Source organism: Pseudomonas sp. F3-2 (assembly GCF_038804275.1).
Taxonomy (GTDB): domain Bacteria; phylum Pseudomonadota; class Gammaproteobacteria; order Pseudomonadales; family Pseudomonadaceae; genus Aquipseudomonas.
Genome location: NZ_CP152388.1, coordinates 175,909 through 202,598 on the forward strand (window position 1 = coordinate 175,909; position 26,690 = coordinate 202,598).

19 protein-coding genes and 1 tRNA gene are annotated in these 26,690 nt (G+C 61.2%); 15 read left to right on the plus strand and 5 right to left on the minus strand.

Features of this window, described 5'->3' with window-relative positions; genetic code table 11:
- Positions 1-184: 184 nt before the first annotated feature.
- The 4 genes from AAGQ88_RS00790 to tssA form a co-directional block, all read right to left on the minus strand.
- Positions 185-673, minus strand: coding sequence for a type VI secretion system tube protein Hcp (locus AAGQ88_RS00790; protein ID WP_285423639.1), 489 nt, complete (start codon positions 671-673; stop codon positions 185-187).
- A gap of 72 nt (positions 674-745) precedes the next feature.
- Complete coding sequence (gene tssC / locus AAGQ88_RS00795; protein WP_342654182.1) at positions 746-2,239, minus strand: type VI secretion system contractile sheath large subunit; 1,494 nt, start codon at positions 2,237-2,239, stop codon at positions 746-748.
- Between the two features lie 15 nt (positions 2,240-2,254).
- A complete protein-coding gene (gene tssB / locus AAGQ88_RS00800) occupies positions 2,255-2,785 on the minus strand; it encodes a type VI secretion system contractile sheath small subunit (protein ID WP_342654183.1) in 531 nt (176 codons plus the stop codon).
- A 100-nt stretch (positions 2,786-2,885) separates the two neighbouring features.
- Positions 2,886-3,902: a type VI secretion system protein TssA gene (gene tssA, locus AAGQ88_RS00805; protein ID WP_342655722.1), complete on the minus strand. Its 1,017-nt coding sequence runs from the start codon at positions 3,900-3,902 to the stop codon at positions 2,886-2,888.
- A gap of 393 nt (positions 3,903-4,295) precedes the next feature.
- On the opposite strand from tssA, the gene tagH reads away from it, so the two are divergent.
- The 12 genes from tagH to tagQ all read left to right on the plus strand — a co-directional run bounded on the left by tagH (position 4,296) and on the right by tagQ (position 21,439).
- Positions 4,296-5,645, plus strand: coding sequence for a type VI secretion system-associated FHA domain protein TagH (gene tagH / locus AAGQ88_RS00810; RefSeq protein WP_342654184.1), 1,350 nt, complete (start codon positions 4,296-4,298; stop codon positions 5,643-5,645).
- A gap of 51 nt (positions 5,646-5,696) precedes the next feature.
- Positions 5,697-6,200, plus strand: a complete 504-nt coding sequence (gene tssJ / locus AAGQ88_RS00815; RefSeq protein WP_342654185.1) for a type VI secretion system lipoprotein TssJ — start codon at positions 5,697-5,699, stop codon at positions 6,198-6,200.
- Between the two features lie 15 nt (positions 6,201-6,215).
- Positions 6,216-7,550: a type VI secretion system baseplate subunit TssK gene (gene tssK, locus AAGQ88_RS00820; protein WP_342654186.1), complete on the plus strand. Its 1,335-nt coding sequence runs from the start codon at positions 6,216-6,218 to the stop codon at positions 7,548-7,550.
- A 6-nt stretch (positions 7,551-7,556) separates the two neighbouring features.
- Positions 7,557-8,870 (plus strand): DotU family type VI secretion system protein, encoded by a 1,314-nt coding sequence (locus tag AAGQ88_RS00825; protein WP_342654187.1) that lies wholly within the window; start codon positions 7,557-7,559, stop codon positions 8,868-8,870.
- On the plus strand, positions 8,867-12,370 hold the full coding sequence (gene tssM / locus AAGQ88_RS00830) for a type VI secretion system membrane subunit TssM (RefSeq protein WP_342654188.1): 3,504 nt from the start codon (positions 8,867-8,869) through the stop codon (positions 12,368-12,370). Before AAGQ88_RS00825 ends, tssM begins: the two co-directional genes overlap by 4 nt.
- Positions 12,367-13,017 (plus strand): type VI secretion system-associated protein TagF, encoded by a 651-nt coding sequence (tagF, locus tag AAGQ88_RS00835; RefSeq protein ID WP_342654189.1) that lies wholly within the window; start codon positions 12,367-12,369, stop codon positions 13,015-13,017. The genes tssM and tagF overlap by 4 nt, the downstream gene beginning before the upstream one ends.
- Entirely contained in the window at positions 13,018-13,749 is a 732-nt protein-coding gene (locus AAGQ88_RS00840; protein ID WP_342654190.1) for a protein phosphatase 2C domain-containing protein, read from the plus strand. It abuts the gene before it with no gap.
- Between the two features lie 11 nt (positions 13,750-13,760).
- Positions 13,761-16,784, plus strand: a complete 3,024-nt coding sequence (locus AAGQ88_RS00845) for a protein kinase (RefSeq protein ID WP_342654191.1) — start codon at positions 13,761-13,763, stop codon at positions 16,782-16,784.
- Positions 16,784-17,500 (plus strand): ABC transporter ATP-binding protein, encoded by a 717-nt coding sequence (locus AAGQ88_RS00850; RefSeq protein ID WP_342654192.1) that lies wholly within the window; start codon positions 16,784-16,786, stop codon positions 17,498-17,500. Before AAGQ88_RS00845 ends, AAGQ88_RS00850 begins: the two co-directional genes overlap by 1 nt.
- Complete coding sequence (locus AAGQ88_RS00855; RefSeq protein WP_342655723.1) at positions 17,500-18,702, plus strand: FtsX-like permease family protein; 1,203 nt, start codon at positions 17,500-17,502, stop codon at positions 18,700-18,702. The genes AAGQ88_RS00850 and AAGQ88_RS00855 overlap by 1 nt, the downstream gene beginning before the upstream one ends.
- Complete coding sequence (locus AAGQ88_RS00860) at positions 18,695-20,425, plus strand: SUMF1/EgtB/PvdO family nonheme iron enzyme (RefSeq protein WP_342654193.1); 1,731 nt, start codon at positions 18,695-18,697, stop codon at positions 20,423-20,425. Before AAGQ88_RS00855 ends, AAGQ88_RS00860 begins: the two co-directional genes overlap by 8 nt.
- Before the next feature lie 84 nt (positions 20,426-20,509).
- The gene (tagQ, locus tag AAGQ88_RS00865) at positions 20,510-21,439 is read left to right on the plus strand and encodes a type VI secretion system-associated lipoprotein TagQ (RefSeq protein WP_342654194.1); all 930 of its coding nucleotides are present in this window, start codon (positions 20,510-20,512) and stop codon (positions 21,437-21,439) included.
- A 292-nt stretch (positions 21,440-21,731) separates the two neighbouring features.
- Here tagQ and AAGQ88_RS00870 read toward each other — a convergent pair.
- A tRNA-Arg gene (locus AAGQ88_RS00870) sits at positions 21,732-21,808 on the minus strand.
- A 341-nt stretch (positions 21,809-22,149) separates the two neighbouring features.
- Between AAGQ88_RS00870 and gabD the strand changes: the two genes are divergently transcribed.
- From gabD to AAGQ88_RS00885, 3 genes are all read left to right on the plus strand, one after another.
- The gene (gene gabD / locus AAGQ88_RS00875) at positions 22,150-23,592 is read left to right on the plus strand and encodes an NADP-dependent succinate-semialdehyde dehydrogenase (RefSeq protein WP_285423623.1); all 1,443 of its coding nucleotides are present in this window, start codon (positions 22,150-22,152) and stop codon (positions 23,590-23,592) included.
- Between the two features lie 297 nt (positions 23,593-23,889).
- Positions 23,890-25,170, plus strand: coding sequence for a 4-aminobutyrate--2-oxoglutarate transaminase (gene gabT / locus AAGQ88_RS00880; protein WP_342654195.1), 1,281 nt, complete (start codon positions 23,890-23,892; stop codon positions 25,168-25,170).
- A 154-nt stretch (positions 25,171-25,324) separates the two neighbouring features.
- Positions 25,325-26,548 (plus strand): HDOD domain-containing protein, encoded by a 1,224-nt coding sequence (locus AAGQ88_RS00885; protein WP_342654196.1) that lies wholly within the window; start codon positions 25,325-25,327, stop codon positions 26,546-26,548.
- Positions 26,549-26,690 lie beyond the last annotated feature (142 nt).

Genomic DNA, 26,690 nt, shown 5'->3' on the forward strand with positions numbered 1-26,690 from the left:
GCATGCGTGTCGCCTTGTGGTTTTCCCGAGGGCCAATGCAGGGATTGCCGTCTGGGCGGCTCGTCGGAACCTCGGAACAGGCTCTCCACAAATTGATAAACGAAGGTCTCGCCACGGTTTCTGCATCCTGCGGATAAGTCGGTGTGGAATACGCGCCCGGCAGATACCCGGGCGCGTAAGGGGATCAGCGTTTGGTGTTCGTGCGGATATTCCAGCCGTACTTGACCGGGCCACCGTCCTTGGTGCCGTCAGCTTTCTGTGGCTGGTAATCAACCAGTACCTGAGCGAAGTTCAGGCAGACGTTCTCCGTCATCCGGTCCGCCGATCCCGAGCCGCCGGTTTCCAGGGAGGTGACGATGACCTCTTCAAGATTGATGACCAGATACTCGACCTGGCTCTCGCCGCCCGCCTTGCGAACGGTCAGGGTGACTTTGTCGATGTGCTTGCCGCTGGAGCACAGCATCATCAGGTTCGGAGTGGACTTGTCGACGTGTTTGGTGAACGACAGGTCGCGAATGTTGACCTTGCCCGCGCCGCCGCCACCGCCTGTGTGCATGTTCCCGGACTGGGTCATGCCCCAGCTCCAGTTCAATACATCGATCTCGTCCTTATGGGTCTCGTCCATGGACTCGCCCTTGATGTCGCCGATCTTGATGAAGATATCAACTGCCATGTTTTCTCCAATGTGGTCTTCACCACGTTGATTTCGGTCAGGCCGCAGAATGCGACCCGTCCAGTTTTATGATCAGACGCCCTTGGCTAACGGCAGCCGGGAAACCAGACGTAACGACACAGTCAGGCCCTCCAGCTGATAGTGCGGACGCAGGAAGAATTTCGAGTTGTAGTAGCCGGGATTGCCCTCGACGTCCTCGACCACTACCTCGGCTGCGGCCAGCGGATGCTGGGCCTTGGTGGTTTCGCTCGAGTGCGCCGGATCGCCATCGACATAGTTCAGAATCCAGCCCTGCAACCAGCGCTGCATTTCGTCCTTCTCTTTGAACGAGCCGATCTTGTCGCGCACGATGCACTTGAGGTAATGAGCAAAGCGGCAGGTGGCGAAAAGGTACGGCAGGCGCGCGGCCAGATTGGCGTTGGCAGTCGCGTCCGGGTCGTCGTATTCCGCAGGTTTCTGCAACGACTGCGCACCGATGAATGCCGCGAAATCCGTGTTTTTCTTGTGCAACAGTGGCATGAACCCGTTTTTGGCCAATTCGGCTTCGCGACGGTCGGAAATCGCGATTTCAGTCGGGCACTTCATGTCCACGCCACCATCGTCGGTGGGGAATGTATGGGCGGGGAGGTTCTGCACTTCGCCTCCGGATTCGATGCCGCGAATCCGTGAGCACCAGCCGTAGTGCTTGAACGAGCGATTGATGTTTACCGCCATTGCGTAGGCTGCGTTCGCCCAGGTGTATTTGGCGCTGTCGGCGCCATCGGTGTCTTCTTCGAAAGCAAAGGCTTCCACCGGATCGGTCTTGGCGCCGTAAGGCAGACGCGCCAGGAAGCGTGGCATCGTCAGGCCGATGTAGCGCGAATCCTCCGACTCACGCAGTGAGCGCCAGCCGGCGTACTCCGGTGTTGTAAATATTTTGGTGAGATCGCGCGGGTTCGACAGTTCCTGCCATGAGCCCATGCCCATCACCGTCGGCGAGGCTGCTGCGATGAACGGTGCGTGCATCGCTGCGCAGGTCTTGGACAGCTCGCCCAGTAGCTCGACATCTTTGGGCGACTGGTCGAAGTAGTAATCGCCGACCAGACAGCCGTAAGGCTCGCCGCCGAACTGGCCGTATTCCTCTTCATACATTTTTTTGAAGATCGGACTCTGGTCCCATGCCGTGCCCTTGAATTTTTTCAGCGTTTTGTGCAGCTCCGGCTTGGAAATGTTCAGTACGCGAATCTTCAGCTGCTCGTCGCTTTCGGTGTTGTTAACCAGGTAATGCAGGCCACGCCAGGCGCTTTCGAGCTGCTGAAACTCCGGGTGGTGAATGACCTGATTCACTTGTGCAGTGAGCTTGGCGTCGATGGCCGCAATGATCGATTCGATCGAGGTGATCGCGTCGTTAGAGATCAGATCGGTCTGTGCCAGCGCCTGTTCGGCCAGCGTGCGAACCGCGGTTTCGACCGCTTCGCGGGCGCGCTCTGTCTTGGGTTTGAATTCTTGCAGCAGCAACGAGGCGAACTCGTTGGCATTGTCAGTGAAGCCCGGCTGAGCCGCCTGCTCATTGAGTGACTGAGTCATGTTCGTTCGTCCTGATTACGCTGTCGGCTCGGTGGAATGAGCATCGATATCCTGAGGTTTTGGCGCACTCGCCAGGGCCTGCAGAAGGGCCGGATCCCTGATCGCTTTCATGATGATTTCTTCCGCACCCGTCTTGCCGTCCATGTAGGTCAGCAGGTTCGCCAACTGAGTGCGGGCGTCGAGCAACTGATTGAGCGAATCGACCCTGCGTGCGACCGCAGCCGGGCTGAAGTCGTCCATGCTCTGGAAGGTGATATCCACGCTCAGGTTGGCTTCGCCGGTCAGTTCATTGGGGACGTGAAAGGCGACACGCGGCTGCATGGCTTTCAGGCGCGAGTCGAAATTATCAACGTCGATTTCCAGGAACCTGCGTTCAGCCACGGCGGCCAAGGGCTCGGCGGGCTTGCCCGCAAGGTCTGCCATCACGCCCATCACGAACGGCAGCTGGACCTTTTTTTCCGCGCCATAGAGCTCGACGTCGTACTCGATCTGGACGCGCGGGGCGCGATTGCGCGCAATGAATTTCTGAGAACTGCTGTTCGCCACGTTGCTCCTCCTGGTCGCTCTTGCGACGTGATTGCCGTCATCGGTCGTAACCGGTCACGGGGTTGTGTGCTTTCCCTGATCGACTTGCCGTCGCGTTCGCTCAATGTGCGTCGGGGCCTTGCAGATGTTCGAGCTGGGAAAACCCGTCTGGAATCAGGTTGCGCACGATGGTCGCGAAGTCCGCGTGGGCCAGCGTCTTCGCCCGGTTCAACAACACGGGCAGCGGGCTCGACGGTTCGTGGCGGGCGTAATAGTCAAGGATCCGGTCCAGGCTGCGAACCACGTCCTCCCGGCCGGAAATCTCAGCGTCCGGGCGCGATTCGGTCGCGGGGCCAGGCGGCGTCTCGTCACAACACGGGCTGACGCGCTCTCGATTCATTTCGCCCACGCTTGCGTCCGGCGCGTGCTCGGCGAGGATGTGCAGGGCTTGTTTGAGCAGCACTTTCAGCGCTGAAAGATCGACCCCGTGCGCACCGCCCACCTGTTCACTGACGTAGTGCTCGATGGCGTCGACGGTGCTGTGAGCCTGGCGCACTGTGGAGCGCAGCGCATTGAGGTGCTCCGGATCACTGTCACGCAGTGCCCCGCAGAGCTCCTCGGATTTGAGGGTTTCGTCGGAGAAAGTCTGCAGGCCTGAGGCGTGGAGCGCGGCACGCAGACTGATCGGGCCAAAGGCGCGTGAGTTCGTCAGTTCGCTCTCGCGCAGCAAGCGAAGGTTGGTTTCGCGGGCAATTGCAGTGAGCGCGTTGATGCGGGCAGTGGGATCGTTGCCGTCTTCAGCGTCCAGACGCGGGTGGATGATCGGCCAGTACTGGCCCAGCAAATCGTGGACCAGCGTCAGGGCACTGGCGAGACCGTGAAACCCTTCAAGGGCCAGCGCGCTCTGCAGCAGGAAGTGGGTGATCCGCAGGTCTTTGCTGCGCTGCAAAAGTGCAGTGGCGGACTGTGCGACATGCCGCCATTGGGGCAGTTCTTCAGGGTGAATGGCGTCACCCATCATGCGTGCCGGCTTGCCTTGAGCGTCGCGTTCCAACTGCAGAAAATCCGCGTCGTATTCCAGATCATCGCCACAGGAAGAGTGATCTGAAACTGCGGCGAGTAGCAATGGAATATCCAACACAATCGATATCCTTATCGGCTGAAGGCATAAAAATCAGTTATTGAGGAAACTTCCTACAATAACTAGAGATTGTTCTGACTTTTATAAGTCGGAATATGTCGCTAGGGCTTGGTAATGTTTAACAAGTTGTGCATTTTTGTTGTGAAAGTTATCCGTTGTCAAGGTAAGCTATGTTTCCTCGTTGAAAGTTTTGATAGGACTGCCGCCTCTCTTTGTCGAGATTCGATTGCAGTTCAGAGCGCTGGGCCAAGGCGTACCGAGTGTGCTGAAAAGGTCCGTAACAGACCGACAAGGTTGTTCATTTCCGAGGTTTTTCCGCGCGATGCCGGGCCGTCGCGTGCAGGTGGAACTGTCTGTGCGAACGTCGCGCAGTGCGAGCAAGGAGGCAAAGTGTCACTCTTTATGACGATAACCAGTTATCAAAAGATAACCCCTGGCCAACTGTCCGAGAAAACCGTGGATAACGGGGTGATGGCTATTGGCCGGGGAAAAGAGTGTGACTGGATATTATCGGATCCGGAGCGTTTGATTTCTTCCCGGCATTGCATCGTTCAATTCAAGAACGGCCGCTATTACCTGACGGACTGCAGTACTAACGGCGTGGAGCTTGTTAATGCGGGTATTCGCTTGCGGCGCGGCAACAGTGAGCCCATTGAAGACGGCGAAGTTATCCGCATTGGTGAATATGAGATTCTCGCGCGCATTAACGTCGATATGAAACTGTCCAGTCCGGCGTCCTCAAATGCTGACTTCGCCAGCAGCTTTGAAGCGCTGATGGGGCAGCAGATTCCGGCTTCACCGTTCCTCGCCGCTGCTGATCCGGCCGCGTGTTTTCAAGGGCCTGGCGCACAGGACACGCTTCCTGATCTGTTCGATTTCCTGACCTCTCCAAAAGCGCCTGCTGCCACTCAGCCGGACCATGTGCCTGTCGAGCGCCACGCTTTCCGTCCACCTGAGCCTCTGACGCCGTCTGTCTCGCCCGATGCCCCAGCGTCGGCTTCGTTCGTGAACGTTATTCCTGAGGACTGGGACGTGTCTTCCTCAACGTCCGGTCCCGCTTGCGCTCAACCCGTCGAAGCAGGCATCGCAGATCCGGGCAACTCGCCTCCGACCGCTGCCACTGCCGCTGTCGATCCGGCCGCACCCGACGACCCGTCTGATCTTCTCAAGGCTTTCTTGCGCGGCGCAGGGCTTGAGCGGCTGCGGATAAACCCGGCTCAAGCGCCCGCCCAAATGGCATCGATCGGCCGTAGCTATCGGTTGATGGTCGAGGGCCTTATCGACGTTTTGCGTGCGCGCAGCAGTCTGAAAGGCGAGTTTCGGATGCAGCAGACCCTGATTCGCCCGGTTGAAAACAATCCCTTGAAGTTTGCGCCCAATGCCGATGAGGCGCTGCTGTTGCTGCTCCGTGATGGTAATCAGGCTTTCCTGCCGCCAGATCAGGCGATTGCCGACAGCTTCGACGATCTGCGCGCGCACCAGCTTGCCGTGATGGCAGGTGTCGAGGCGGCGATCAAGTCGCTGCTCAAACGGTTCGAGCCCGCTGAGCTTGAGGTGCGCATGGGCAAATCAGGTGCCCTGGCGAATTTCTTTGGTTCGCGGCAAGCGCAGAACTGGCAGCAATTCACCGAGCTGTACGCGCGCATTTCCCGTGAGGCAGAGGAAGATTTTCAAGACCTGTTCGGTCGCGAGTTCAGCCGTGCTTACGAAGCGCACAGCGCGCGGCTGGGTCGCTCGTAAAAGCAGTTCAGGAAAAACGGACAGAAAGTCAGTACGTCATGAGGACGAAGGATGTTTGGAAGAGTTGTAGCGGCAATCGCCACGGCGTTGCTGCTGGTTTCCTGTGCGAACAATGCACTGACCCCGCCGCCGGTCGAAGCGCCGGTTGAGGCCACCACTGTTGCGCTGCACTTTACGGCAGGCGCAGGGCTTAACCCGGGCGTCAGTGGTGTCGCAGCGCCCGTTCGAGTGCGCATTTTCGAACTGAAGAACATCGCAAGTTTCGCCCGTGCCGATTATTTCGCGCTGGTCGAACGCACGCAGTCGACCTTGGGTGCCGACCTGCTCGATCAGGACGAGCTTCTTCTCCAGCCGGGCGAGCAGTTGACCGTCGAGCGTGGGCCGCACTCGGCTGCCCGGCACATCGGCCTGGCGGTGGGGTTTCGCGAAATCGATCAGGCGCAGTGGCGCGCCGTGCTCACTGTCGCACCGCACCAGGCCTCGGATTTTCATATTGCCGTGGATGCTCGCGCCATCAGTGGCGTACCCGCCGCCAACCCAAATCGTCACCACTAGGCAATCGGAGAACCTATGTCCTGGAACAATCGAGTGGTCTGGTCGGAAGGCATGTTCATCGCAACGCAGCACTTCCAGCAGCATGACCGTTACCTGGAGAACCTGATCGACGCTCGTTGCCGCCCACTGTCGGCCGCATGTTGGGGGTTTTCCGAGCTGATGCTGGATCAAGGTCTGCTGGCGCAGGGCAAGCTCGCGATCGTGTCGGCGCGGGGATTACTGCCGGACGGCACGCCGTTCAGTATTCCCGACGACGATCTGGCGCCTAGCCCTCTGACCGTCGATGAAGACCTGCGTGACGGGCTGGTTTACCTGGCGCTGCCGCTCAAGCGGGTGGGCCAGCGTGACACGGTGGACGAAGGGGAAGCGCTGGCTGGCGCGCGTTATGTCAGCCGGGTTCGGGAGGTCCGCGATGACAACGCGCCCTTCGAAAACCGTACGCCGATTGCCGTCGGCGCGCGCGCCTTACGGTTGGTGACGTCCAGGGACGGCTTGAGCGACTACGCGGCCCTCGGGCTGGCTCGCATCAAGGAAAAGCGCGCCGATCACGCCGTTATTATCGACGACACCTACATCCCGCCGGTGCTCGATGTCACCGCGTCCAGACATCTGAGCGCGTTGTGCAGCGAACTGCTGGGTCTGCTGCATCAGCGTGGTGAGGCCTTGGCGGGTCGGGTTGTGGCGTCCGGCGCAGGCGGGGCTTCGGAAATCGCTGATTTCATGCTGCTGCAACTGGTCAATCGCGCCGAGCCGCTGATCAATCATCTGACTCAGTTGAGGCCGCTGCATCCCGAGCGTCTCTACAGCGAGCTGGTCAGCCTAGCGGGGGATTTCGCCACGTTCATCGCGTCAGGACGCCGGCCTGATCCGTTCGGGCCGTATCGACACGACGAGCTGGCGCTGAGCTTCGCGCCCGTCGTGGAGGCGCTTCGTGAGGCGCTGTCGACGCTGATCGACAGCAAGGCCACGCCGATTCCGATTGAAGAAAAAACCCATGGCGTGCACGTGGCGATGCTTAACGATCGCAGCCTGATCGACAACGCCAGTTTCGTGCTGGTCGTGCGCGCAGACATGCCCAGTGAAACACTCCGCGCGCGCTTCGGACAGCAGAGCAAGATCGGCCCGGTCGAGCACATTCGTGATCTCGTCAATTTGCAATTGCCGGGCATTGGCTTGCTGCCGTTGCCCGTGGCGCCACGGCAGATCCCGTTTCACGCAGGTTCGACCTACTACGAACTCGATCGCGGCAGTGAGCACTGGAAGCAGTTGGCAAATTCCGGAGGCTTTGCCTTTCACGTCGCGGGTGAGTTTCCAGGCCTGAGCCTGGCTTTCTGGGCGATACGGGGATAAGACGCGATGCCTTTGCTCAATGACCCGCTCAGCACGCCGTCGTTCTCCAACGACCGCACGCAATTCATCCCGCGTCCCGGCGGCCGAAGTTCGCAACCGGCGGGTGCTCCCGAGCCGTTATCGGTGCCGGCGCCGCCCTTGCAGATTGGCAGCGCGCAGGGTCTTAACCCGCTCGAATCGGCCGCAGCCCCTTTGCTTGCGCTGCTGCCTCGCCTGCGCAACACCATCGCTCATCCTGCGCCGAGCAGTTTGCGTGCTCAGTTGCTCGGGTACCTGCGCCAGTTTCAGGCGCGTGCGGAAGCTGCCGGGATTGCCCGCAGCGAAGTGCTGTTGGCGCGATATGTCTTGTGCACCGCGCTTGATGAAGCGGTGCTCAGTACCCCTTGGGGCAGCAGCAGTGACTGGGGCAAGCAGAGCCTGCTGATTACGGTGCACAACGAGGCCTGGGGTGGCGAAAAGGTATTCCAGTTATTGGAGCATTGCCTGCAAAGCCCCCGCGAGCGCCTGTATTTGCTGGAGGTTCTGTATGTGTGCATGTGCCTGGGTTTCGAAGGCCGTTATCGAGTAATGAACGACGGCCGTCGACAACTGGATGCCCTGCGCGAGCGCACCAGTGCGGCCATTCGCAGCACCCGTGGCGAGTTTGAGCGTGATCTGTCGCCGCATTGGCGTGGCCACGAAGGAATGCGGGATCGGCTGTCACAGTTCCTTCCGCCGTGGGTGGGCGTCGCCATCGGACTGGCGTTCCTGCTGGTTCTGCTGTTCGGTTTGCGCCTTGAGCTGGCGTCCGAGGCTGAGCCGGTGTTCGGGGATATCCATGCCTTGGGCGAGATTCCGGTTCAATCCGTCATCCCTGCAATTGTGCAGCCCAGAGCTGTCGAGCGGCCTCGATTGGCAGGCTATCTGATTGAAGACATCCGGCTCGGTCGGGTGGCCGTTGAAGACGCCGTGGACCGGTCGGTGGTGACCCTCCGAGGCGATCAGGTGTTTTCCTCGGCCAGCGCCGCCATCGTTGACGATCTTGAGCCACTGATGCTTCGCATCGCCGATGCCATCGCCAAGGTCAAGGGCCAGGTGCGCATCACCGGCCACAGCGATAACCGTCCTATCGCCACCCTGCGGTTCCCGTCGAACTGGGCGCTGTCCCGCGCGCGCGCCGAGCAGGTCATGCACATTCTGGCAGCCAGGACCGGACAGCCCGAACGCTTCGCTGCCGAGGGACGTAGCGATACCGAGCCATTGGCTTCGAACGCAACGGCTGAAGGGCGAGCAAAAAATCGGCGGATAGAAATATCGGTATTGGCGGAGGGGGTCGAGTGAAGGCGTTTTTCAAATGTATCTTTCGCTGGGCGGCGCCCGTCCTCGGTCTGCTGGCGCTGAGTCTGATCATCTGGTTCGTCGGACCCTCGCTGGACCTGCTGATCCCGGAAGCTCGGCGCTGGGCGTTGATCTTCATGCTTTTCGCCGCAGGGATCGGATGGCGGGTATATCGCGTGATTCAGGCGCGACGTAAGGCTGCTCGAGTAATGGAAAGTCTGGCTGCGCAAACCCCTCTAGATCCGGCCAGCATCGCTACGGCCGAGGAACTGGCCACGTTGCGCCAGCGCATGGACGACGCCCTCAAGCTGCTGAAAAAAGCGCGCCTGGGCGGTGACGAACGACGCAACCTTTACGAGCTGCCTTGGTACGTGATCATCGGGCCTCCGGGATCGGGCAAGACCACGGCGCTGGTCAACTCTGGTCTGCATTTTCCGCTGGCCGCGCACATGGGCGAGCAGGCGATTCGCGGTGTGGGCGGCACACGCCATTGCGATTGGTGGTTTACCGATCAAGCGGTTCTGCTCGACACCGCTGGCCGATACACGACGCAAGACAGCCACGCGCAGGTCGATAAGGCCGCCTGGCTTGGCTTTCTCGATCTGCTCAAGAAACAGCGTGCGCGCCGGCCCATTGATGGCGTGTTCGTCGCCATCAGTCTGGGCGATCTTTTGTCCGGCAGTGACGCCGAGCGCGCCGCTCACGCGGCTGCCATTCGCGCAAGGGTTCAGGAACTCTACAGCCAGTTGGGCGTGAGGTTTCCGGTTTACTTCATGCTGACCAAGCTCGACCTGGTTCCGGGCTTCATGGAGTTTTTCGATGCCCTGAGCAAGGAGGAGAGGGCGCAGGTGTGGGGCATGACCTTCGCGCTGGATGACGGCCAACACAGCGCCAGCCCGCTGACGCATTTTCAGCGCGAATTCACCCTCATCGAGCAGCGTCTCAATGCCCGGCTGGTCGAGCGTCTGCAGCAGGAGCGTGACCCGGCGCGGCGAGACCTGATCTACGGTTTCCCGCAGCAGTTCGGTGCACTGAAAGACACGCTGCAAAGCTTCCTCGAGGATGTGTTCAAGCCCAATGCGTTCGAAGACCGGTCGCTGCTGCGGGGTGTTTATTTCACCAGCGGCACGCAGGAAGGCAGCCCGATCGATCGGCTGATTGGCGCGATGGCTCAGAGCATGAATCTGGATCGTCAGCATCTGGCGCGGCAGACCGGCACAGGGCGCAGTTACTTTATCGAAAAGCTGTTCACCGCAGTCGCCTTCGCGGAGCGCGGGCTGGTGGGCGTCAACGTCAAGGTCGAGCGTCGGCGCAAGTGGTTGGGCCGAGGCGCGTTGGCGGCAACCGCGGCGCTGGTCGTGCTGATCAGCGTGTTATGGCTGGTCAGTTATCGCGCCAACCAAGCGTACATCGCCCAGGTCGACCGCAAGGTCGCGTCGTTGGGCCAAGCGGTTCAGCGACTGAGCCCAGCGCAGCGCGGCGTATTGTCAGTGCTGCCGCTGCTTGATGGGGCGCGCCATCTGGCGAGCACCCCGCCCGATATGACTCAGGGCCTGGGTTTGTATCAGGGCGACATGCTGGAAGCGGAATCAGCAGGCGTGTATCGCAAGCTGCTGATCGCCGTCTTTGCGCCACGTCTGGTGGCGCGCATCGAAGAGCAATTGCGCAGCGGCGCCAGTACCGACTTCCTCTATGAGGGACTGAAGACGTATCTGATGTTCGCTGACGGTGAACATCACGCGCCCGACTTCATCAAGGCATGGATATCGCTGGATTGGGATCAGACTTTGCCTCGCGACCTTGCGCCTGACCAGCGCCAGGCGCTGAGCGCGCATTTGCAGGCGCTGTTCGAACGTCGCCCACCGGACGCCCGCCTGGATCAGCGACTGATCGATGATCTGCGTCGCCAGCTGCAACAACTGCCGGTGGCGCAGCGCGTCTACGAGCGCATCAAGCGACAGAAACTGCCCGAAGGTGTGCCGGACTTCCGTTTGACCGAGGCCGTGGGACGCGACGCCGCGCTGGTGTTCCGGCGCAAGAGCGGTAAGCCACTGGACGATCCGCTTAGCGGGTTCTTCACCGTCAAGGGCTACCGCGAGGTGTTCCTGGCGAGCACCCTGAAGCAGGCGGCAACCCTTGCCGAGGAACAATGGGTGTTGGGCATCGATCCCGCTGCCCGGCAGAACGCCGCCAGCCTTGCAGCCGATGTGCGTCGTCTCTACTTCCGGGATTACCAGCGTCAGTGGGATGCCCTGCTGGAAGATATTGATTTGGTGTCGATCACTCATGTGGCGCAGGCGGCCGATCTGCTACGGCTGGTCTCCGGGCCCAACTCGCCGCTGAAAAAGCTGCTGCTGGCCGTGGCCCGGCAAACTCGTCTGCAACAGGACGACAACCTGCTTGCCGAGCAGGGCAAGCAGGTTGAGGGCAGTGTCGACCAACTGAAGAACCGGCTGGGATCGATGTTGGGCCAGGAGCCGGCCCGCCCCGTTTCAGGATCTGGCGCTGAGCAAGATCCGGTCAGCGCGCATTTCGCCGCGCTCGACGCTTTCGTCAACAGGGCCGAAGACGAGCCTGCGGCTATCGATGGCCTGCTGGCGGACATGAACGCGCTGTACGTCCAGATCAGCGCTCTGGTCGATGCCAGCGGCGAGGCATTGTTGGGCCAGGCAAGAACCTCGGCCAGTGCCGCAGCCACACGGGTCGGTCTGAATGCCGACCGGCAGCCACCGGTTGTCCAGCGGCTGGTCAGGTCCATGGTCAGTGCTTCCACCAACACCATGATGGGTGGGGTGCGTAATCAGTTGAACGCCGCGTGGGTCAGTGACGTGGTGAACGTGTACCGCCAATCCCTGAGCGGTCGTTATCCGCTGACCCCCGGCAGCGCCCGAGACGCGACGCTGGACGACTTCGGCCAGTTCTTTGGCGTCGGCGGGGTGATGGATAACTACTTCCGCAAGTACCTGCAGGACTATGTCGACACCTCGGCATCGACCTGGCGGTGGCAACCGGGGGCCGCGCAAAAACTCGGTATCAACCCGTCCGTGCTGCAGACCTTCCAGCGTGCCGCTGCGATTCGCGAGGCGTTGTTCCGCGCCGGTGGCATGCAACCCGCGGTGCGTTTCGAGCTCAAGCCAGTGACGATGGATGCTTCGGTCAATCAGTTCCTGCTCGACCTGGACGGTCAACAAATCAGCTACGACCACGGCCCGAGCCGCTCCGCCGCGATGCAGTGGCCCAACCCCGGCAGCATTGGCGTGGTGCGCCTATCGATTTCCCCGCCTGCGGCCGACGGTCGGTCCGCATCGACGCTGGAAGGGCCGTGGGCGTGGTTCCGGTTGCTGGATCAGTCGGATCTTGTTTCCGGTGGTTCGCCAGACCGCTTCACACTTCGACTGCGGGTTGGCAGCGCGGGCATTTCCTATGAGCTGCGGGCGAACAGCGCCTTCAACCCGTTCAAGAGCCGTGTGCTGAGCGGTTTCAGCTTGCCGGAGCGGTTATGACGAAGCTGGGTTTCTACGGCAAGGTGCCCAGTCGCGGTGATTTCGTCAGCCGTGGTCTGCCGGAAAGCTTCATTCGGCCTTGGGATGCCTGGCTGGCGGCAGGCTTGCACACCAGTCTGCAGCAGTTGGGCGACGACTGGCTCAGTGCCTATTTGATCAGCCCGTTGTGGCGCTTCGCCTTGGCGTCAGGTGTCTGTGGTGTTGATGCCGTGGTCGGCGTGTCGATGCCGAGCGTTGATCGGGTCGGTCGCTATTTTCCGCTGACCGTCGCACAGCTCATCGAGCCCGAACAGTCGCTGGCGGCCTTGGTGGGCGGCCCCGAGGATTGGTTCGAGCACGTTGAGGCCCTGCTGTTGGCGACTCTTGAAGAGGGTGCTGACTTCACGCAGTTCGAGGGCGCTGTCGCCGCGCTGGGTTGTTTGTCGACGACGTCAACTCAGCCAGTGCATCAGGTTGCCAATTTGCAGCACTCAGGCGCCGCCGATCCGCGTTCACGGCAGCAAATGCTCGCCGACCTTGCCTGCGACGGAGTGAGTCTCTGGTGGGGTAAAGGATCGGAGCGCATCGCGCCGGGACTGATGCGCTGCTCAGGGCTGCCGGATGTCGCCTCTTTCAGCTGTCTGCTCGGGCAAGGAGGGTGTGTCTAGATGCTCGCTCGACGTGAAACCCTTCAGTGCCGCTCCGCCAGTTGCAGTCATGTGGGCATGGTGCGGCAGATCAACGAAGACGCGTTTCTGGAGTTGCCCGAGAACGGTCTCTGGGTCGTCGCCGACGGGATGGGCGGGCACGCGGCGGGAGATTATGTCGCCAGCCTGATCGTCGACAGCCTGCGGCGCGTTGCGCCTGTCGACGCGCTGTCACGGTATACCCACGCGCTGCGGCAGGCGCTGGCTCACGTCAACACAGCCGTACGCGAGGAAGCAGTGCTGCGTGGACTCGGCGTGATGGGCAGCACGGTGGTGGCGTTGGCGGTGCAGGGCGACCGAGGTGTCTGCCTCTGGGCGGGAGACAGTCGCCTTTACCGCCTGCGCAACGACGAGCTGCAAAGCATTTCGCGCGACCACAGCTACGTCCAGGACCTGCAAGACAGCGGCTTGCTCAGCGAAGCCGAGGCTCGCGTGCATCCCCGGGCCAACATCGTGACTCGCGCCGTCGGCGTGGAGGGCACGCTGGATCTGGCGGCGATCAACCTGGAGATCCTGCCCGGCGACACCTATCTGCTGTGCAGCGATGGCCTGAACAAGACCGCCGAAGACCATGAAATTTGCGATGTGCTGCGTCATCCGGACCCCTATCAAGTCGTGCGCTGCCTTGTGCATATGGGGCTGGCTCGTGGCGCACCCGACAACATCACGGCCATCGTCGTCAAAGCCTCGTGAAGACCTCAGCAATGGACATACTGATACCCGGATTCGACACCGTGGCCGAGATTGGCGAAGGCGCCATGGCCACCGTCTACCTCGCCACGCAACGCTCACTGGAACGTCAGGTCGCGCTGAAGATCATGGCAGCGGCGCTCTCGGCGGATTCAACGTTCTGCGAGCGCTTTCTGCGTGAAGGCAGGACGCTGGCGCGGCTTTCTCACCCTCACACCGTGACGATTCACGATATCGGCAATGTCGGGGATCTGTACTACATGGCCATGGAATACCTGCCTAATGGCACGTTGAAAGAGCGTATCGCGGCGGGCATGAGCGCGGAACAGGGCCTGATCTACGTTCGCCAGATTGCCTCGGCGCTGGGATATGCCCATTCGCAAGGGCTCGTTCATCGCGACGTCAAACCGGCCAATATTCTCTTTCGCGCCAATGGCTCGGCGGTGCTCTCGGACTTCGGCATCGCCAAATCGCTGGATGATCGCACGCAATTCACTCAGGCCGGGCTAGCCATCGGCACCCCCAGCTACATGAGCCCTGAACAGGCGCGGGGGCTGGAGATCGATGGGCGCGCCGACCTGTACGCGCTGGGCGTCGTGTTGCACGAAATACTGGTCGGCAGCTTGCCGTATAGCGGCACGGATGCGTTGTCCACGGTGCTCGCGCATCTGACCGAGCCGCTTCCGGAGCTGCCGATTCAGCACGGACGCTATCAACAGATCCTCAGCAAGCTGCTGGCCAAGGAGCGTAACGATCGCTTTGCCGATGCTGCCGAGCTGATCGCCGCGCTGGACAGTCTGCCACCCGAGCCTGCCGACGCGACGATGATTCATCCAGTGCCGTTGCGGCCTGACGACGTGATGACTGAGCCTGCGCCGAAAGAGGGCTCTAATCACATCGCGGACGCGTCGGCTGCGCCGTGGACGTCACCGGGTGAGCACGATCCGCTCCACAAAACGGGGAGCGGATCTGAATGGCGCAAAGGGCTGGCTGTGGCATTGCTGGCAGTCGCGATCGCTGCGGCGCTGGGGCTAGGCGTTTATGGGTGGCTGAGTGAAGACAGGGCCAAGGCCGCGCCAATCGTTGCCGCGTCCGACGCTTCCGAGCCTTCGCTGGCCTCTGCGCCTGGGATCCCGGCCGAACCGGCGCAGCCTTCCGTTTCAGAGCTGAACGCCGGCAGCCGTCCGCTGCTGATGGCGGGAAAGAAGACCCTGTTTCAACGCGTGCTGAGCAAGCCCGGCGCGACGCTTTCCAGCAATGCGGGTGCGGCAGCGGGCAGGCAGCCGCTGCCTGCGTTTTCGGTGCTGTATGTGTACCAGCGCAAAAAACTTGCCGGCAGTGAATGGTTGCAGGTCGGTTCGGCCAGCGATGGCCGCACTGAAGGCTGGTTGTCGGCCGATCAGGTCAGCGACTGGAAGCAGAGTCTGGTGCTGAAGTTCAGCGAGCGCTCCGGGCGGGCGCCGGCCATGTTTGTGCGCGACTCCCGCGAGGTAGAGCGGCTGCTCAATGACCCGGAAGCAGCCAGGACACTGCTGTTCAACGCGCAGCAGAACGCCGATGAGTCGAGCCAGGTGCTTGCGCTTGAGCCCGCTGACAGTGCCGTGCCGCACGGTCAGTTCTATTTGCTGCCGATCTTCGATGCCAAAGAGGCCTTCGACCCGAACGGCCAGCCTGTTCAGTTGCTAAAAATCGCATCCATCGACCCTGGTCATACGCCACAGCAGAACGACGCAGGCACACCCCTTAAGCCTGCAGCGGCGAGCGATGCTTTCCGCACCGGGGTAGTGCTTGTCGTGGATACGTCTGTGTCGATGCAACCCTATATCGATCAGGTGCGAGACGTGGTTGCCGAACTGCAAAGTCAGCTGGCCCGGCATGGCGAGCTGGACAACGTCAGCTTCGGGCTCGTGGGTTATCGAAACGATGTCAGCAAAACGCCTGGCCTTGGTTACCTCAGCAAGACCTTGATCACGCTGGATCAGGGCCGCGATCCGGCGCATTTTCTGAGACTGGCTCAGCAGATCAAGGCCACTACCGTCTCCAGTCATTCTTTTAACGAAGACGCGTTCGCCGGCGTGATGCAGGCCGTCAACGGCATGGACTGGTCGGGCTACGGCGGACGCGTGATCTTGCTGGTCACCGACGCGGGGGCACTGCGCAAGAATGACCCCTATGGCAGCACCCGGATGAACGAGGCCGAAGTGCGCCAGGCCGCGCTCGGCAAGCAGATCAAGATTTACGCGCTGCATGTGAAAACCGACGCGGGCAAGAGCAATCATGCCTTCGCCGAGCAGCAATACCGCACGCTGACCGCCGACGACAATCCGCAGATCGGCGACCTGTATGTGCCGGTTCCGGGGGGCGACGTAGAAAAGTTCGGTCAGCGGGTGTCCGAAATCGGTTCGGTGTTCGCGGACCTGGCTTATCAGGTCCGCAACAATAAGACGCCCACCGTGCCTGCTCTGTCAGCAACGCCGAGCGTGGCCGACAAATCGTCGGCCATTGGTTACGCCATGCGCATGGATTTCCTCGGCAAACAGTCCGATGTCCGCGCGCCGCAGCTCGTCAGCGCCTGGACGGCTGATCGCGACCTCACCGATACAACGCTGCCGCAATTCCAGGTCTGCGTGATGCTCAGCAAGCTGCAACTCAACGATCTTCAACAGTCGCTGAAATTGATCGTCGATACCGCGCGCAAAACCCTGAGTTCGCCTAAGGATTTCTTTCAGGAAATCGCCAGCGCCAGTGCGTATATGAGTCGGGATCCCGCAGCGCTGACCAAGGGCGGCAATCTCGCCCAAGGTGGCGTGCTCGGCGAATATCTGGAAGGGCTGCCATACCGCAGCAAATCACTCAGTATGAGTCAGGATTTATGGCTGTCGCTCAGTGTGGCCGAGCAGGAAGATTTCATCGACGAGCTGGATTCGAAAATCCGCCTCTACGAAACCTTCCACAACGACCTCGCCAATTGGGTCCGTTTTGGTGATGCCGGGCCAGGTGACGCCCTGTATCGCGTGCCGCTGTCGACGTTGCCGTGATGATGAGTCTGCGAAATGTGCGAAAAACGCGAGGCCAGGGCAGCCAGCGTTACAGCCTGGTGGTTGCACGGCTGAATCTGGCTGCCGGCGACCAATGGGCTGTGGTCGGTCCCAGTGGCTGTGGCAAGAGCACGCTGCTGGAAATACTGGCGTTGGTGCTGTCGCCGGACGATTGCGAGCGTTTTGAATTCGCCACCGATGAGGGCGCCGTCGACATCGCCAGCCTTTGGCGTCGTGGACAACATAGCCGCCTCGCCGCAGTGCGCAGCCACCAGATGGGCTATGTGCTGCAAACCGGCGGGTTGCTGGATTACCTCACGGTGCGCGACAACATCGGGCTGTCCCGACGAATACTGGGTTTGCGCGACGATGGCAGCGTAGGGCGGCTGGCGGCGCAACTCGAAGTGACCGAACAGCTCGATAAAAAGCCCCGGGCCCTCTCGGTCGGGCAGCGTCAGCGCGTCAGTTGCGCTCGAGCGCTGGTTCACGATCCACGGCTGCTGCTGGCCGACGAGCCCACCGCTGCACTTGATCCTCTCAATGCCGTGCGAGTGATGAAGTCGTTGTTGCAGCGCGTCCGCGAGCACGGCGCTTGCTGCGTTGTCGCGACCCATGACGCGCGCCTCGCCCGAGAAAGCGGAATGCGCATTCTGCGCCTTGATTGCGTACGCGATGCCGATGGCGGTGTCACTGCCACGCTTGAGGACGAATGCTGATGCGAATGGCGGTGCTGACATCTCTGGCCTGGCAGGACTATCGCGCCGATGCGCGACTTTCGGCTTGCACGGTGCTGGCATTGGTTGCCGTGATCACACCGCTTATGGTGCTGTTCGGGCTCAAATTCGGGCTGATTGGCAGTCTCACGGATCGGCTTGAGCGCGATCCGGCCGTGCGGGAAGTCATTCCCATGGGCGGCGGGCGCTTCAGTGCTGCGTTCGTTGAAACCCTTGGACGCAGGCCCGATGTGGGTTTCGTCGTGGGCCGCAGCCGTCAGATTGCTGCCACCGCCGATCTGTCATTGGCCCCGAAGGCGTCCGTGGTGAATGTCGAAATGATCCCGACCGCCGCCGGCGATCCGCTGCTGGGCGATATTCTTCCTCCCGCCGAACCGAACCGGATCCTGCTCAGCCAGACAGCTGCCGAAAAGCTCGGTGCCAAAGCGGGTGACTGGCTCGACGCGCGATTCACTCGGCAGAAGTCGGGCGTCGCACAGGCACAGCACGTTCGATTGCAGGTCGCATCGGTGTTGCCGCTGGACGCATTTGGCCGTGACGGAATGTTTGCGCCAGTGGCGTTGCTGGAGGCGGTCGAGGATTACCGCGACGGCCAGGCCGTGGAGGCTTTCGGCTGGACCGGGGATGTGTCTGCGAGCAGCCGACAACGTGTTTACCCGGCGTTTCGCCTGTACGCTCGCAATCTCGATGACGTCGAACCGCTGCGCCTGTACTTCGCGCAGAACAGCGTGCTGGTCTCAACTCAGACGCAGACCATCTCACAGGTCAAATCCCTGAGCCGCAACCTCACGATCGTGTTCTGGGTCATCGCGGCGTTGGCGATGTTGGGCGCCGTAGCCGCAGTGTTCGCCGGCGCGCTGGCGGCGGTGGAGCGCAAGCGTCGAGAGCTCTCAGTGTTGCGCCTGCTGGGTTTGAGCACCGGCGCGCTGCTGCTGTTCGTCGTGCTGCAGGCCTTGTACAGCGGCGCGTTGGCGGCGCTGATCAGCATCATCCTCTATGGACTGGCCGAGCGCGGCCTCAACGACCTGTTCATGCCGGCATCCGGCGAATACGCCAGCCACCTGCTGATGCGCCACTACAGCGCGACGGTGCTCGCTGTGCTAGGCGCCAGCGCGTTGGCCGCAGGGTTGGGCGGCCTGCGCGTCGCCCGTATCGAGGCGGCAGAAGGGATCAGAGATGTCTGAGCGGTGTGGTGCTTTTCAAGCGTTGGCCCTGGCCACACTGTGCATGTCGCTGGGCTATGGGGTGCCGACATTCGCCGATAACAGGAGCACGGCGGACAACCCTAAACCGATGACGGGTGATGTTTTCCTGCCGTTACCTTGCGGCGGTGAAATGGTGCTGCGCTACGTCTACGTGTTGGCCCAGGGCTCGCTGGACGATCGCGAGGTGAGCCTTGGTTACCCGTTCAGCGAAGACGAGCCGGGTTACAAGCAGTCCTTCATTTCAGGCTACCGACGCGACTTCATCAACGGCCAGTTCACGCCCGACGATCTGCCGGCCGCCTGGCGCAAGACCATCAAGCCGCTCCTGCCAAAGACCGACGCTTCCACGCCCCTCAAGCCAATGCTGTATTTCATCGGGAAGTACGAAGTCACCGCGCGGCAGTACGCGCACGTCATGTCGCAGGCTCGATCGCCCGCCAGCGGTGAATCGTCGCCGGTATGCCAGGACCCTGAGGGCATGCTTGGGCGCTTGCCGAAGGTCAGGCTGTCGCGCTTTGAGGCCGAGCGATTTGCTGCGGTCTACAGCGGCTGGCTGATGAGAAATCACCCCGACCTGTTGCCGGTCAGCGGGCGAGGCCAACGCGATGACGGCGGGGTCGGTTTCGTCCGCTTGCCCACGGAAGTCGAATGGGAATATGCCGCCCGTGGCGGCCAGGCAGTGACTCGTCAAGAACTGGAAGGCCGACTGTTCCCTCGCCGCCGGGAAGGCAGTGAAGAAGACGGGCCGCTGGGCGATTGGGCGGTGTTCAATCAAGTGGCAGGCGGTAACGGGCAGGCTGCGCGATTGATGCCCGTCGGCACTCGCCAGCCCAATCCCATCGGTCTGTTCGATGTCATCGGTAACGCCGCGGAAATGGTCCAGGAGTCATTCCAGCTGGTGCATGCCGGGCGTCGCCATGGCAGTTACGGCGGCTTCATCGCCAAGGGTGGCAATTACCTGGAAGGCGAGGGCACGCTGTTCACCGGGATGCGCCGTGAGTATCCGCTGTTCGCTGCCGACGGTAGTGAGCAGCGCAACGAGACCACGGGTTTACGTATCGCGATCGGTGCGCTATCGGCGCCGCGTTCGCGCTACAAGGAGCTCTTCGAGCAGTGGCAGAAAGAAGGGAGGCTGGCGTCGCTCACCGACGCCATCGATGACGCCGAAGACCCGACCAAGCGCCTGGACAGCATCATCGCCGCCAGCGCCGACCCCGAGCTCCAGGCTGAACTGGGGCGGGTGAATGAAGAGCTCAAACGCAACGTCTCGCTGATCGCCCGGCAGCGCGAGGAGGCGGCTGGCAACCTGATTCAGTCCTCCGCGTTGGTCGCCGAGACCATCAGCAACTACAACATCCGCCTGACCAATCTGCGCAACAGCCAGCAGCTTGCGACCGACGCCAACGACCACGCCAGCGCCAGGCTGTTCGCCGCCGCCATCCGCAACGGCACCAGTGCGCTGGACGGCGCGGTCGCCATCTATCTCGACAACCTTGCCACCGGCACCCGCTACACCGATGCGGTCATTCGCGCGCAATTTCAGCGGGTCCGGGAAGACCTTATTCGCAAGCCGATACTGGGCAAAAGCTTGGTGGCGCGGGCCACGCTTTTCGTCAGTCATGTGGAGCATTACCGCCAACAGAACCGAGCGGATCCACAAAAAATTCTAAAGGAGTTGCTCGCGTCGGCCAGTCAGCCATGACGGCCATCGTTCAGCGAGCTGAAAGGGAGTCCGGGCGGCCTGTTGCCTACCGGCGTTGTAAAAACCAGAAAAGAGAGCATCACCATGCAGTTTCCTCGTAACTTCGTTATTTCGACCTCCACCTGTCGCGCGCTGCTGCTGGCCTGTGCCGGGTTCAGCGCCGTGCTGACGGCAGGCTGTGCCAGCTCGCCGGTTTCCAAAGTCGGCGCGAGCACTCAAGTCGAGTACTACCCGACCTGCTACGAACCGGTGAAGCATCTGCGAGGCACCGATTCGGACACCACCCGATCGATGTTCGGCGGCGCTGCCGTCGGTGCAGTGGGCGGCGCCTTGGCGGGTGCATTGGTCGGCAATTCCGAAGACCGCGCCCGTAATGTCGCCATCGGCGCCGCAGGGGGCGCACTGGTGGGCGGAGCTGCGGGGTACTACACCGAGAAACAGAAACAGATCGTCGATGACCGTCAGCGCATCGGTTCCTATGCCACCGACATCAACCACAGCGCGGCCGATCTTGATCGCAGCACTGCCTACGCCCAGGCATCTCAGTCTTGCTATCAGGGTGAGTTCACCCGATTGATAAGCGCCCGCAAGGCCAAGACCATTGATGACACCGAGGGTCGCAAGCGACTGGCTGAAATCGTCGCGGGCCTGAAGGAGTCCAACGACCTGATAGCGGCGGTTAACGGCAAATCGGCTGAGAGCCTGGACAGTTACACCCAGGCGTACGAAAAGGATCTGCATACGGTAGGCGTTCAACGCGCTGATGTGGTGGTCATCGCAGCCGCAGACACCGCCCCACCCGCTGCAAAGACTCACAAGAAAAAGGCGGCGGTGAAGAAAAAACGGCCGAGCGTCCCGCAGGAAGCGGTGAGCACCGAGAAGACTCTGCAGGACGCCAAGGTCAAGCAAGCTGCAAGCGAGCAGATCGCGGCCAGCGGACAGTCGCAGGTCAATGCCATGTGCAAAAATGCGGATCTGGGCGACTGGGCCCCGGTGCCTTGCCCGAACGTCTGATCAGGCGTTCCTGAACGGTAGCTCGTCCATCCACGCCGGCCCTGTCTCATCGGCAGCGCCGGTTTGAGCGCTTTAAAGCTTCACGTTCATCGTGATCCGCGCTGTGGATCGCCCGTCGCCCATCGGCATTAAACCTTTCCACAGCCGTCAGCGACCGAAGCGGCAAGCGCTATCTGGAAGCTAGAACGCCCCGCGACGCCCCGATGCGTCGGCCACAAAAAAGCCCGCACATCGGCGGGCTTCTTTATATACGGCGGTTTTCAGAACGTATCGAACGGCCTGAAATCAAAAATGGCGCACTTGGCGGGATTCGAACCCACGACCCCTGCCTTCGGAGGGCAGTACTCTATCCAGCTGAGCTACAAGTGCAACGCGGGCGCCATGATACTCATCTGACCTGCGTGCGTCCATGCTGGCGAGTGACTGTTGTCGATTTCGCACGTTTGCGCGTGTCAGAAGTGACGTTGATCAGAAAATTTCGGGATTGCCGGGGTTTGCGTTCTTTTTTTCGAACGGAGTATTGTCCTTTACCCCTGTTGTCCCTAGGATTCGTTTGAGATTTCAAACGCTCACCTTCGGTTTCTCTGCGCTTTACCTTTCTTTGCGCGCAGGTCCGACCCCTGTTTTCCTGACGGCAGCCTCGGTCGAGGCGCCTTTGAATAATCAATAAAATTCGCTCCGCCGCGCGCGGTGCTGTTTAGGAGGCCGACATGCAGCTCAAAGATTCGAAGTTGTTCCGCCAGCAGGCGTACATCAATGGCGCCTGGGCCGATGCCGACAGTGGCCAGACCATCAAGGTCAACAACCCGTCCAACAACGAAATTCTTGGCACTGTTCCGAAGATGGGCGCTGCCGAAACCCGCCGCGCCATCGAAGCCGCTGACAAGGCGCTGCCGGCCTGGCGCGCGCTGACCGCCAAGGAACGTGGCGCCAAGCTGCGTCGCTGGTTCGAGCTGATGATGGAAAACCAGGAGGACCTCGGTCGCCTGATGACCCTTGAACAAGGCAAGCCGCTGGCTGAGGCCAAGGGCGAAATCGCCTACGCCGCTTCGTTCATCGAGTGGTTTTCTGAAGAAGCCAAGCGCGTCTACGGCGATGTCATTCCGGGCCATCAGCCGGACAAGCGCCTGATCGTGCTGAAGCAGCCAATCGGCGTGACAGCCGCCATCACGCCATGGAACTTCCCGGCGGCGATGATCACCCGCAAGGCCGGCCCCGCGCTGGCCGCTGGCTGCACGATGGTCCTCAAGCCGGCTTCGCAGACGCCTTACTCGGCGTTGGCGCTGGCTGAGCTGGCCGAGCGCGCAGGCATTCCGGCTGGCGTGTTCAGCGTCGTGACCGGCAGCGCAGGCGACATCGGCACCGAGCTGACCAGCAACCCGATCGTGCGCAAACTGTCGTTCACCGGCTCGACCGAAATCGGTCGTCAGCTGATGGCAGAATGTGCCCACGACATCAAGAAAGTCTCGCTGGAGCTGGGCGGTAACGCGCCCTTCATCGTGTTCGACGACGCCGATCTGGACAAGGCAGTTGAAGGGGCGATCATCTCCAAATACCGCAACAACGGTCAGACCTGCGTGTGCGCCAACCGCATCTACGTGCAGGACTCGGTCTACGATGCGTTCGCCGAAAAACTGAAGGCGGCGGTCGCCAAGTTGAAAGTCGGCGACGGCATGACCGAAGGCACCACCACCGGCCCGCTGATCGACGAGAAAGCCGTCGCCAAGGTCAAGGAGCACATCGCGGATGCGCTGGGCAAAGGTGCGAAGGTGCTGAGCGGCGGCAACAGCCTGGAAGGCAACTTCTTCGAGCCGACCATTCTGGTGAACGTGTCCAAGGACGCTGCCGTGGCCAAGGAAGAGACCTTTGGTCCGCTGGCGCCGCTGTTCCGCTTCAAAGACGAAGCCGAAGTCATCGCCATGGCGAACGACACCGAGTTTGGTCTGGCGTCGTACTTCTATGCTCAGAACATGAGCCGCGTGTTTCGTGTCGCTGAGGCGCTGGAATATGGCATGGTGGGCATCAACACCGGCCTGATCTCCAACGAAGTCGCCCCGTTTGGTGGTGTAAAGGCGTCGGGCCTGGGCCGTGAAGGCTCCAAGTACGGCATCGAAGATTACTTGGAAATCAAATACCTCTGCCTGAGCGTTTGAAGCTGCTGCGCTCGGTGAGGCTGCGTTGGCAAGGTTCGAAAAAATACTCATTGGCTGGAGCCAACTCCGTTTTTTTCAAACCTTGCCGCCTTGCCTGACCGTCGCTCGCGACGCTTCAAATAGCGGTAGAAGATTCAACCCGCGCAGCGCGAGAGCGACGTTACGCGGGTGTTTTTAGCAGCAAAACCCATTTGCTGGCCGGGAGGCCGCGGCAGTCGATCATCGTATGCTGCCGCTGTTGAACCCGCCGCTTGATCCTTGAACCACGCCGCCCGATGAGCGGCGAATGAGGAAAACATGAGCAAAACAAACGCATCCCTGATGAAACGCCGCGAAGCCGCTGTTCCGCGTGGCGTTGGTCAAATTCACCCGATCTTCGCCGATTCCGCGAAAAACGCGACCGTCACTGACGTTGAAGGCCGCGAGTTCATCGATTTCGCAGGCGGCATCGCGGTGCTCAACACGGGTCACCTGCATCCGAAAATCGTTGCCGCGGTACAAGAGCAACTTAGCAAGCTGACGCACACCTGCTTCCAGGTGCTGGCCTACGAGCCATACGTTGAGCTGTGCGAAAAAATCAACGCCAAGGTGCCGGGCGACTTCGCCAAGAAAACCCTGCTGGTCACCACCGGTTCCGAAGCAGTAGAGAACGCCGTCAAGATTGCTCGCGCTGCCACTGGCCGTGCTGGCGTCATCGCGTTCACCGGCGCGTACCACGGCCGCACCATGATGACCCTGGGTCTGACCGGCAAGGTCGTGCCTTACTCGGCCGGCATGGGCCTGATGCCAGGCGGCATCTTCCGCGCGCTGTACCCGAACGAGCTGCATGGCGTGAGCGTTGACGACTCCATCGCCAGCATCGAGCGTATCTTCAAGAATGACGCCGAGCCGAAAGACATTGCAGCGATCATCATCGAGCCGGTTCAGGGCGAAGGTGGTTTCTACGTCGCGCCTAAAGCGTTCATGGTTCGCCTGCGCGAACTGTGCGACAAGCACGGCATTCTGCTGATCGCTGATGAAGTGCAGACAGGCGCTGGCCGTACCGGCACTTTCTTCGCCATGGAGCAGATGGGCGTTACCGCTGACCTGACCACATTCGCCAAATCCATTGCAGGCGGTTTCCCGCTCGCTGGCGTCTGCGGCAAGGCCGAATACATGGACGCGATCGCGCCAGGTGGTTTGGGCGGTACCTATGCCGGTAGCCCGATTGCCTGCGCGGCTGCGCTGGCCGTCATGGAAGTGTTCGAAGAAGAGCACCTGCTGGACCGCTGCAAGGCTGTCGGCGAGCGTTTGGTGACGGGCCTGCGTGCCATTCAGGCCAAGAATCCGGTAATCGGCGAAGTCCGTGCCTTGGGCGCGATGATTGCTGTCGAGTGCTTCGAAAACGGCGACACCCATAAGCCCAACGCTGCAGCGGTGGCTCAGGTGGTCGCCAAGGCACGCGACAAGGGTCTGATCCTTCTGTCGTGCGGTACCTACGGTAACGTGCTGCGCGTTCTGGTCCCGCTGACCTCGCCAGACGAGCAACTGGACAAAGGCCTGAAAATCATCGAAGAGTGCTTCGCTGAAATCGCGTGATGGAAGCGGGTCGCGTTTGATCAAAAAGTGACCAATTCATCAGAAAAGACCTGCTTCGGCAGGTTTTTTCGTTTATTGACGTCAGAAAAAGCGCTTTAAGCCTGTCTCCCGCCGTTCTCTTTGACTAATGTACGAAGACTGATGCCGGAGAGTCATGATGACCGTTGTTGAGGCGCCTTCCGTTCCTCGTGTATTGATTGCTGAAGCTGACCCTTGGGCTCGCGAGATGCTCAATGAACTCGTTCTGGATGTGCGCTGCGACGCACAACTCGACGTGTGTTCGGACGGGAAGCAGGCGGTTGAGCTCATGCGCGGATACATCCCCGATCTGGTAATTGCATCCCGCGAGCTGCCGGGCGTCGACGGGCTCAGCCTGTTACGCGGCGTGCGCCTGCTAAGACGCCAGCCCCCGGTCCGTTTCATTCTGCTGAGCAACCGCAATGACAGCGCCAGCGTGCGCGAGGCGGTGCAGCTCGCACCGACTGCCTATCTCACCAAACCCCTGAATATGGAAGGCCTGCGGCATCGGCTTGAGACGCTGCTGTTGCAGGACGGCGCGCAGGTGGCGTGCGAGGTTCCGGCACTGGCGCCGGGCGTCGGGCTTGACGGGTTTCTGGAAAAGCGTCGGGAGGTTGCGGACGGCGGCCCGCTGTTCGTAGATGTCGCGCAGGCCGTTGCCCGTAGCAAGGGTGCCGCCGGTGTCGATCTGAAGCTCTTGGAGCAAGAGCTGATCAACGATCCTCATGTCACGGCGGTTTTGATTGCTGCCGCCAACAGCGCTTCGCAACATCAAGGCAAGCCGCAACAGACACTGGGTCAGGCGCTGGCGCTGCTGGGCGCTACCCAGAGCGCGAACCTCGTTCAGGGGCTGGCGCTCAAGCGTGGCGCGATCCTGACCGACCCTTCGCTGATACTTCAGGCGAGCGAGATCTGGGATGTCTCGCGGCGTACTGCCGGCTACGCGCGCATTCTGGCGCGCACACTCGAATTGGACCACGAACGTTGCTACTGCGCCGGATTGCTCAGAGGTCTTGGCGATCTGGCCGTCATACGTTGCCTGCAGGACTGGCTGCACGCGGGCGGTACGCTGGACGATGCGACCATTGCCCGCGCGCTCGAGCAGTACTCGGCGGCGTTCGGCTCGGCGCTTCGCACCCGCTGGCGCCTGCCGCTGGAGTTGCGTGAATTGATCGCGGCGGTCTATCAGTACAACACCGGCGTGTACACCCGCGAAGTGCTGGCGATGAATCTGGCCGGACAAATGGGGCGGTTGGGTGTGGAGGATCCGCTGGAGGCACTGGCCAAGAGCAAGTCGGCGCGGCTCCTGAAAATCGGTGCCTCGGATCTTGAGCGGGTGCGAAACAAGCTGGTGGCTTGAGTCTGCCGCGAAGGCGATCAGAAAGGTTTCACTGCTTCGAGGACAGCCTTTGAAGTGGTTTGTGTATGAAATCTCCGTCTGGTGATGGCTGACAGCGCCTACTTTCTGTTCGGAAGTGTCTGACTTTTTTTTCCGTATTCCC

What these genes read in the sequence shown, in the direction of transcription:
- AAGQ88_RS00790 (WP_285423639.1), bottom strand. Translation starts at nt 673, where the DNA reads ATGGCAGTTGATATCTTCATCAAGATCGGCGACATCAAGGGCGAGTCC.
- tssC (WP_342654182.1), bottom strand. Translation starts at nt 2,239, where the DNA reads ATGACTCAGTCACTCAATGAGCAGGCGGCTCAGCCGGGCTTCACTGAC.
- tssJ (WP_342654185.1), top strand. Translation starts at nt 5,697, where the DNA reads ATGTTTGGAAGAGTTGTAGCGGCAATCGCCACGGCGTTGCTGCTGGTT.
- tssK (WP_342654186.1), top strand. Translation starts at nt 6,216, where the DNA reads ATGTCCTGGAACAATCGAGTGGTCTGGTCGGAAGGCATGTTCATCGCA.
- AAGQ88_RS00825 (WP_342654187.1), top strand. Translation starts at nt 7,557, where the DNA reads ATGCCTTTGCTCAATGACCCGCTCAGCACGCCGTCGTTCTCCAACGAC.
- tagF (WP_342654189.1), top strand. Translation starts at nt 12,367, where the DNA reads ATGACGAAGCTGGGTTTCTACGGCAAGGTGCCCAGTCGCGGTGATTTC.
- AAGQ88_RS00840 (WP_342654190.1), top strand. Translation starts at nt 13,018, where the DNA reads ATGCTCGCTCGACGTGAAACCCTTCAGTGCCGCTCCGCCAGTTGCAGT.
- AAGQ88_RS00845 (WP_342654191.1), top strand. Translation starts at nt 13,761, where the DNA reads ATGGACATACTGATACCCGGATTCGACACCGTGGCCGAGATTGGCGAA.
- AAGQ88_RS00850 (WP_342654192.1), top strand. Translation starts at nt 16,784, where the DNA reads ATGATGAGTCTGCGAAATGTGCGAAAAACGCGAGGCCAGGGCAGCCAG.
- AAGQ88_RS00855 (WP_342655723.1), top strand. Translation starts at nt 17,500, where the DNA reads ATGCGAATGGCGGTGCTGACATCTCTGGCCTGGCAGGACTATCGCGCC.
- AAGQ88_RS00860 (WP_342654193.1), top strand. Translation starts at nt 18,695, where the DNA reads ATGTCTGAGCGGTGTGGTGCTTTTCAAGCGTTGGCCCTGGCCACACTG.
- tagQ (WP_342654194.1), top strand. Translation starts at nt 20,510, where the DNA reads ATGCAGTTTCCTCGTAACTTCGTTATTTCGACCTCCACCTGTCGCGCG.
- gabD (WP_285423623.1), top strand. Translation starts at nt 22,150, where the DNA reads ATGCAGCTCAAAGATTCGAAGTTGTTCCGCCAGCAGGCGTACATCAAT.
- gabT (WP_342654195.1), top strand. Translation starts at nt 23,890, where the DNA reads ATGAGCAAAACAAACGCATCCCTGATGAAACGCCGCGAAGCCGCTGTT.
- AAGQ88_RS00885 (WP_342654196.1), top strand. Translation starts at nt 25,325, where the DNA reads ATGATGACCGTTGTTGAGGCGCCTTCCGTTCCTCGTGTATTGATTGCT.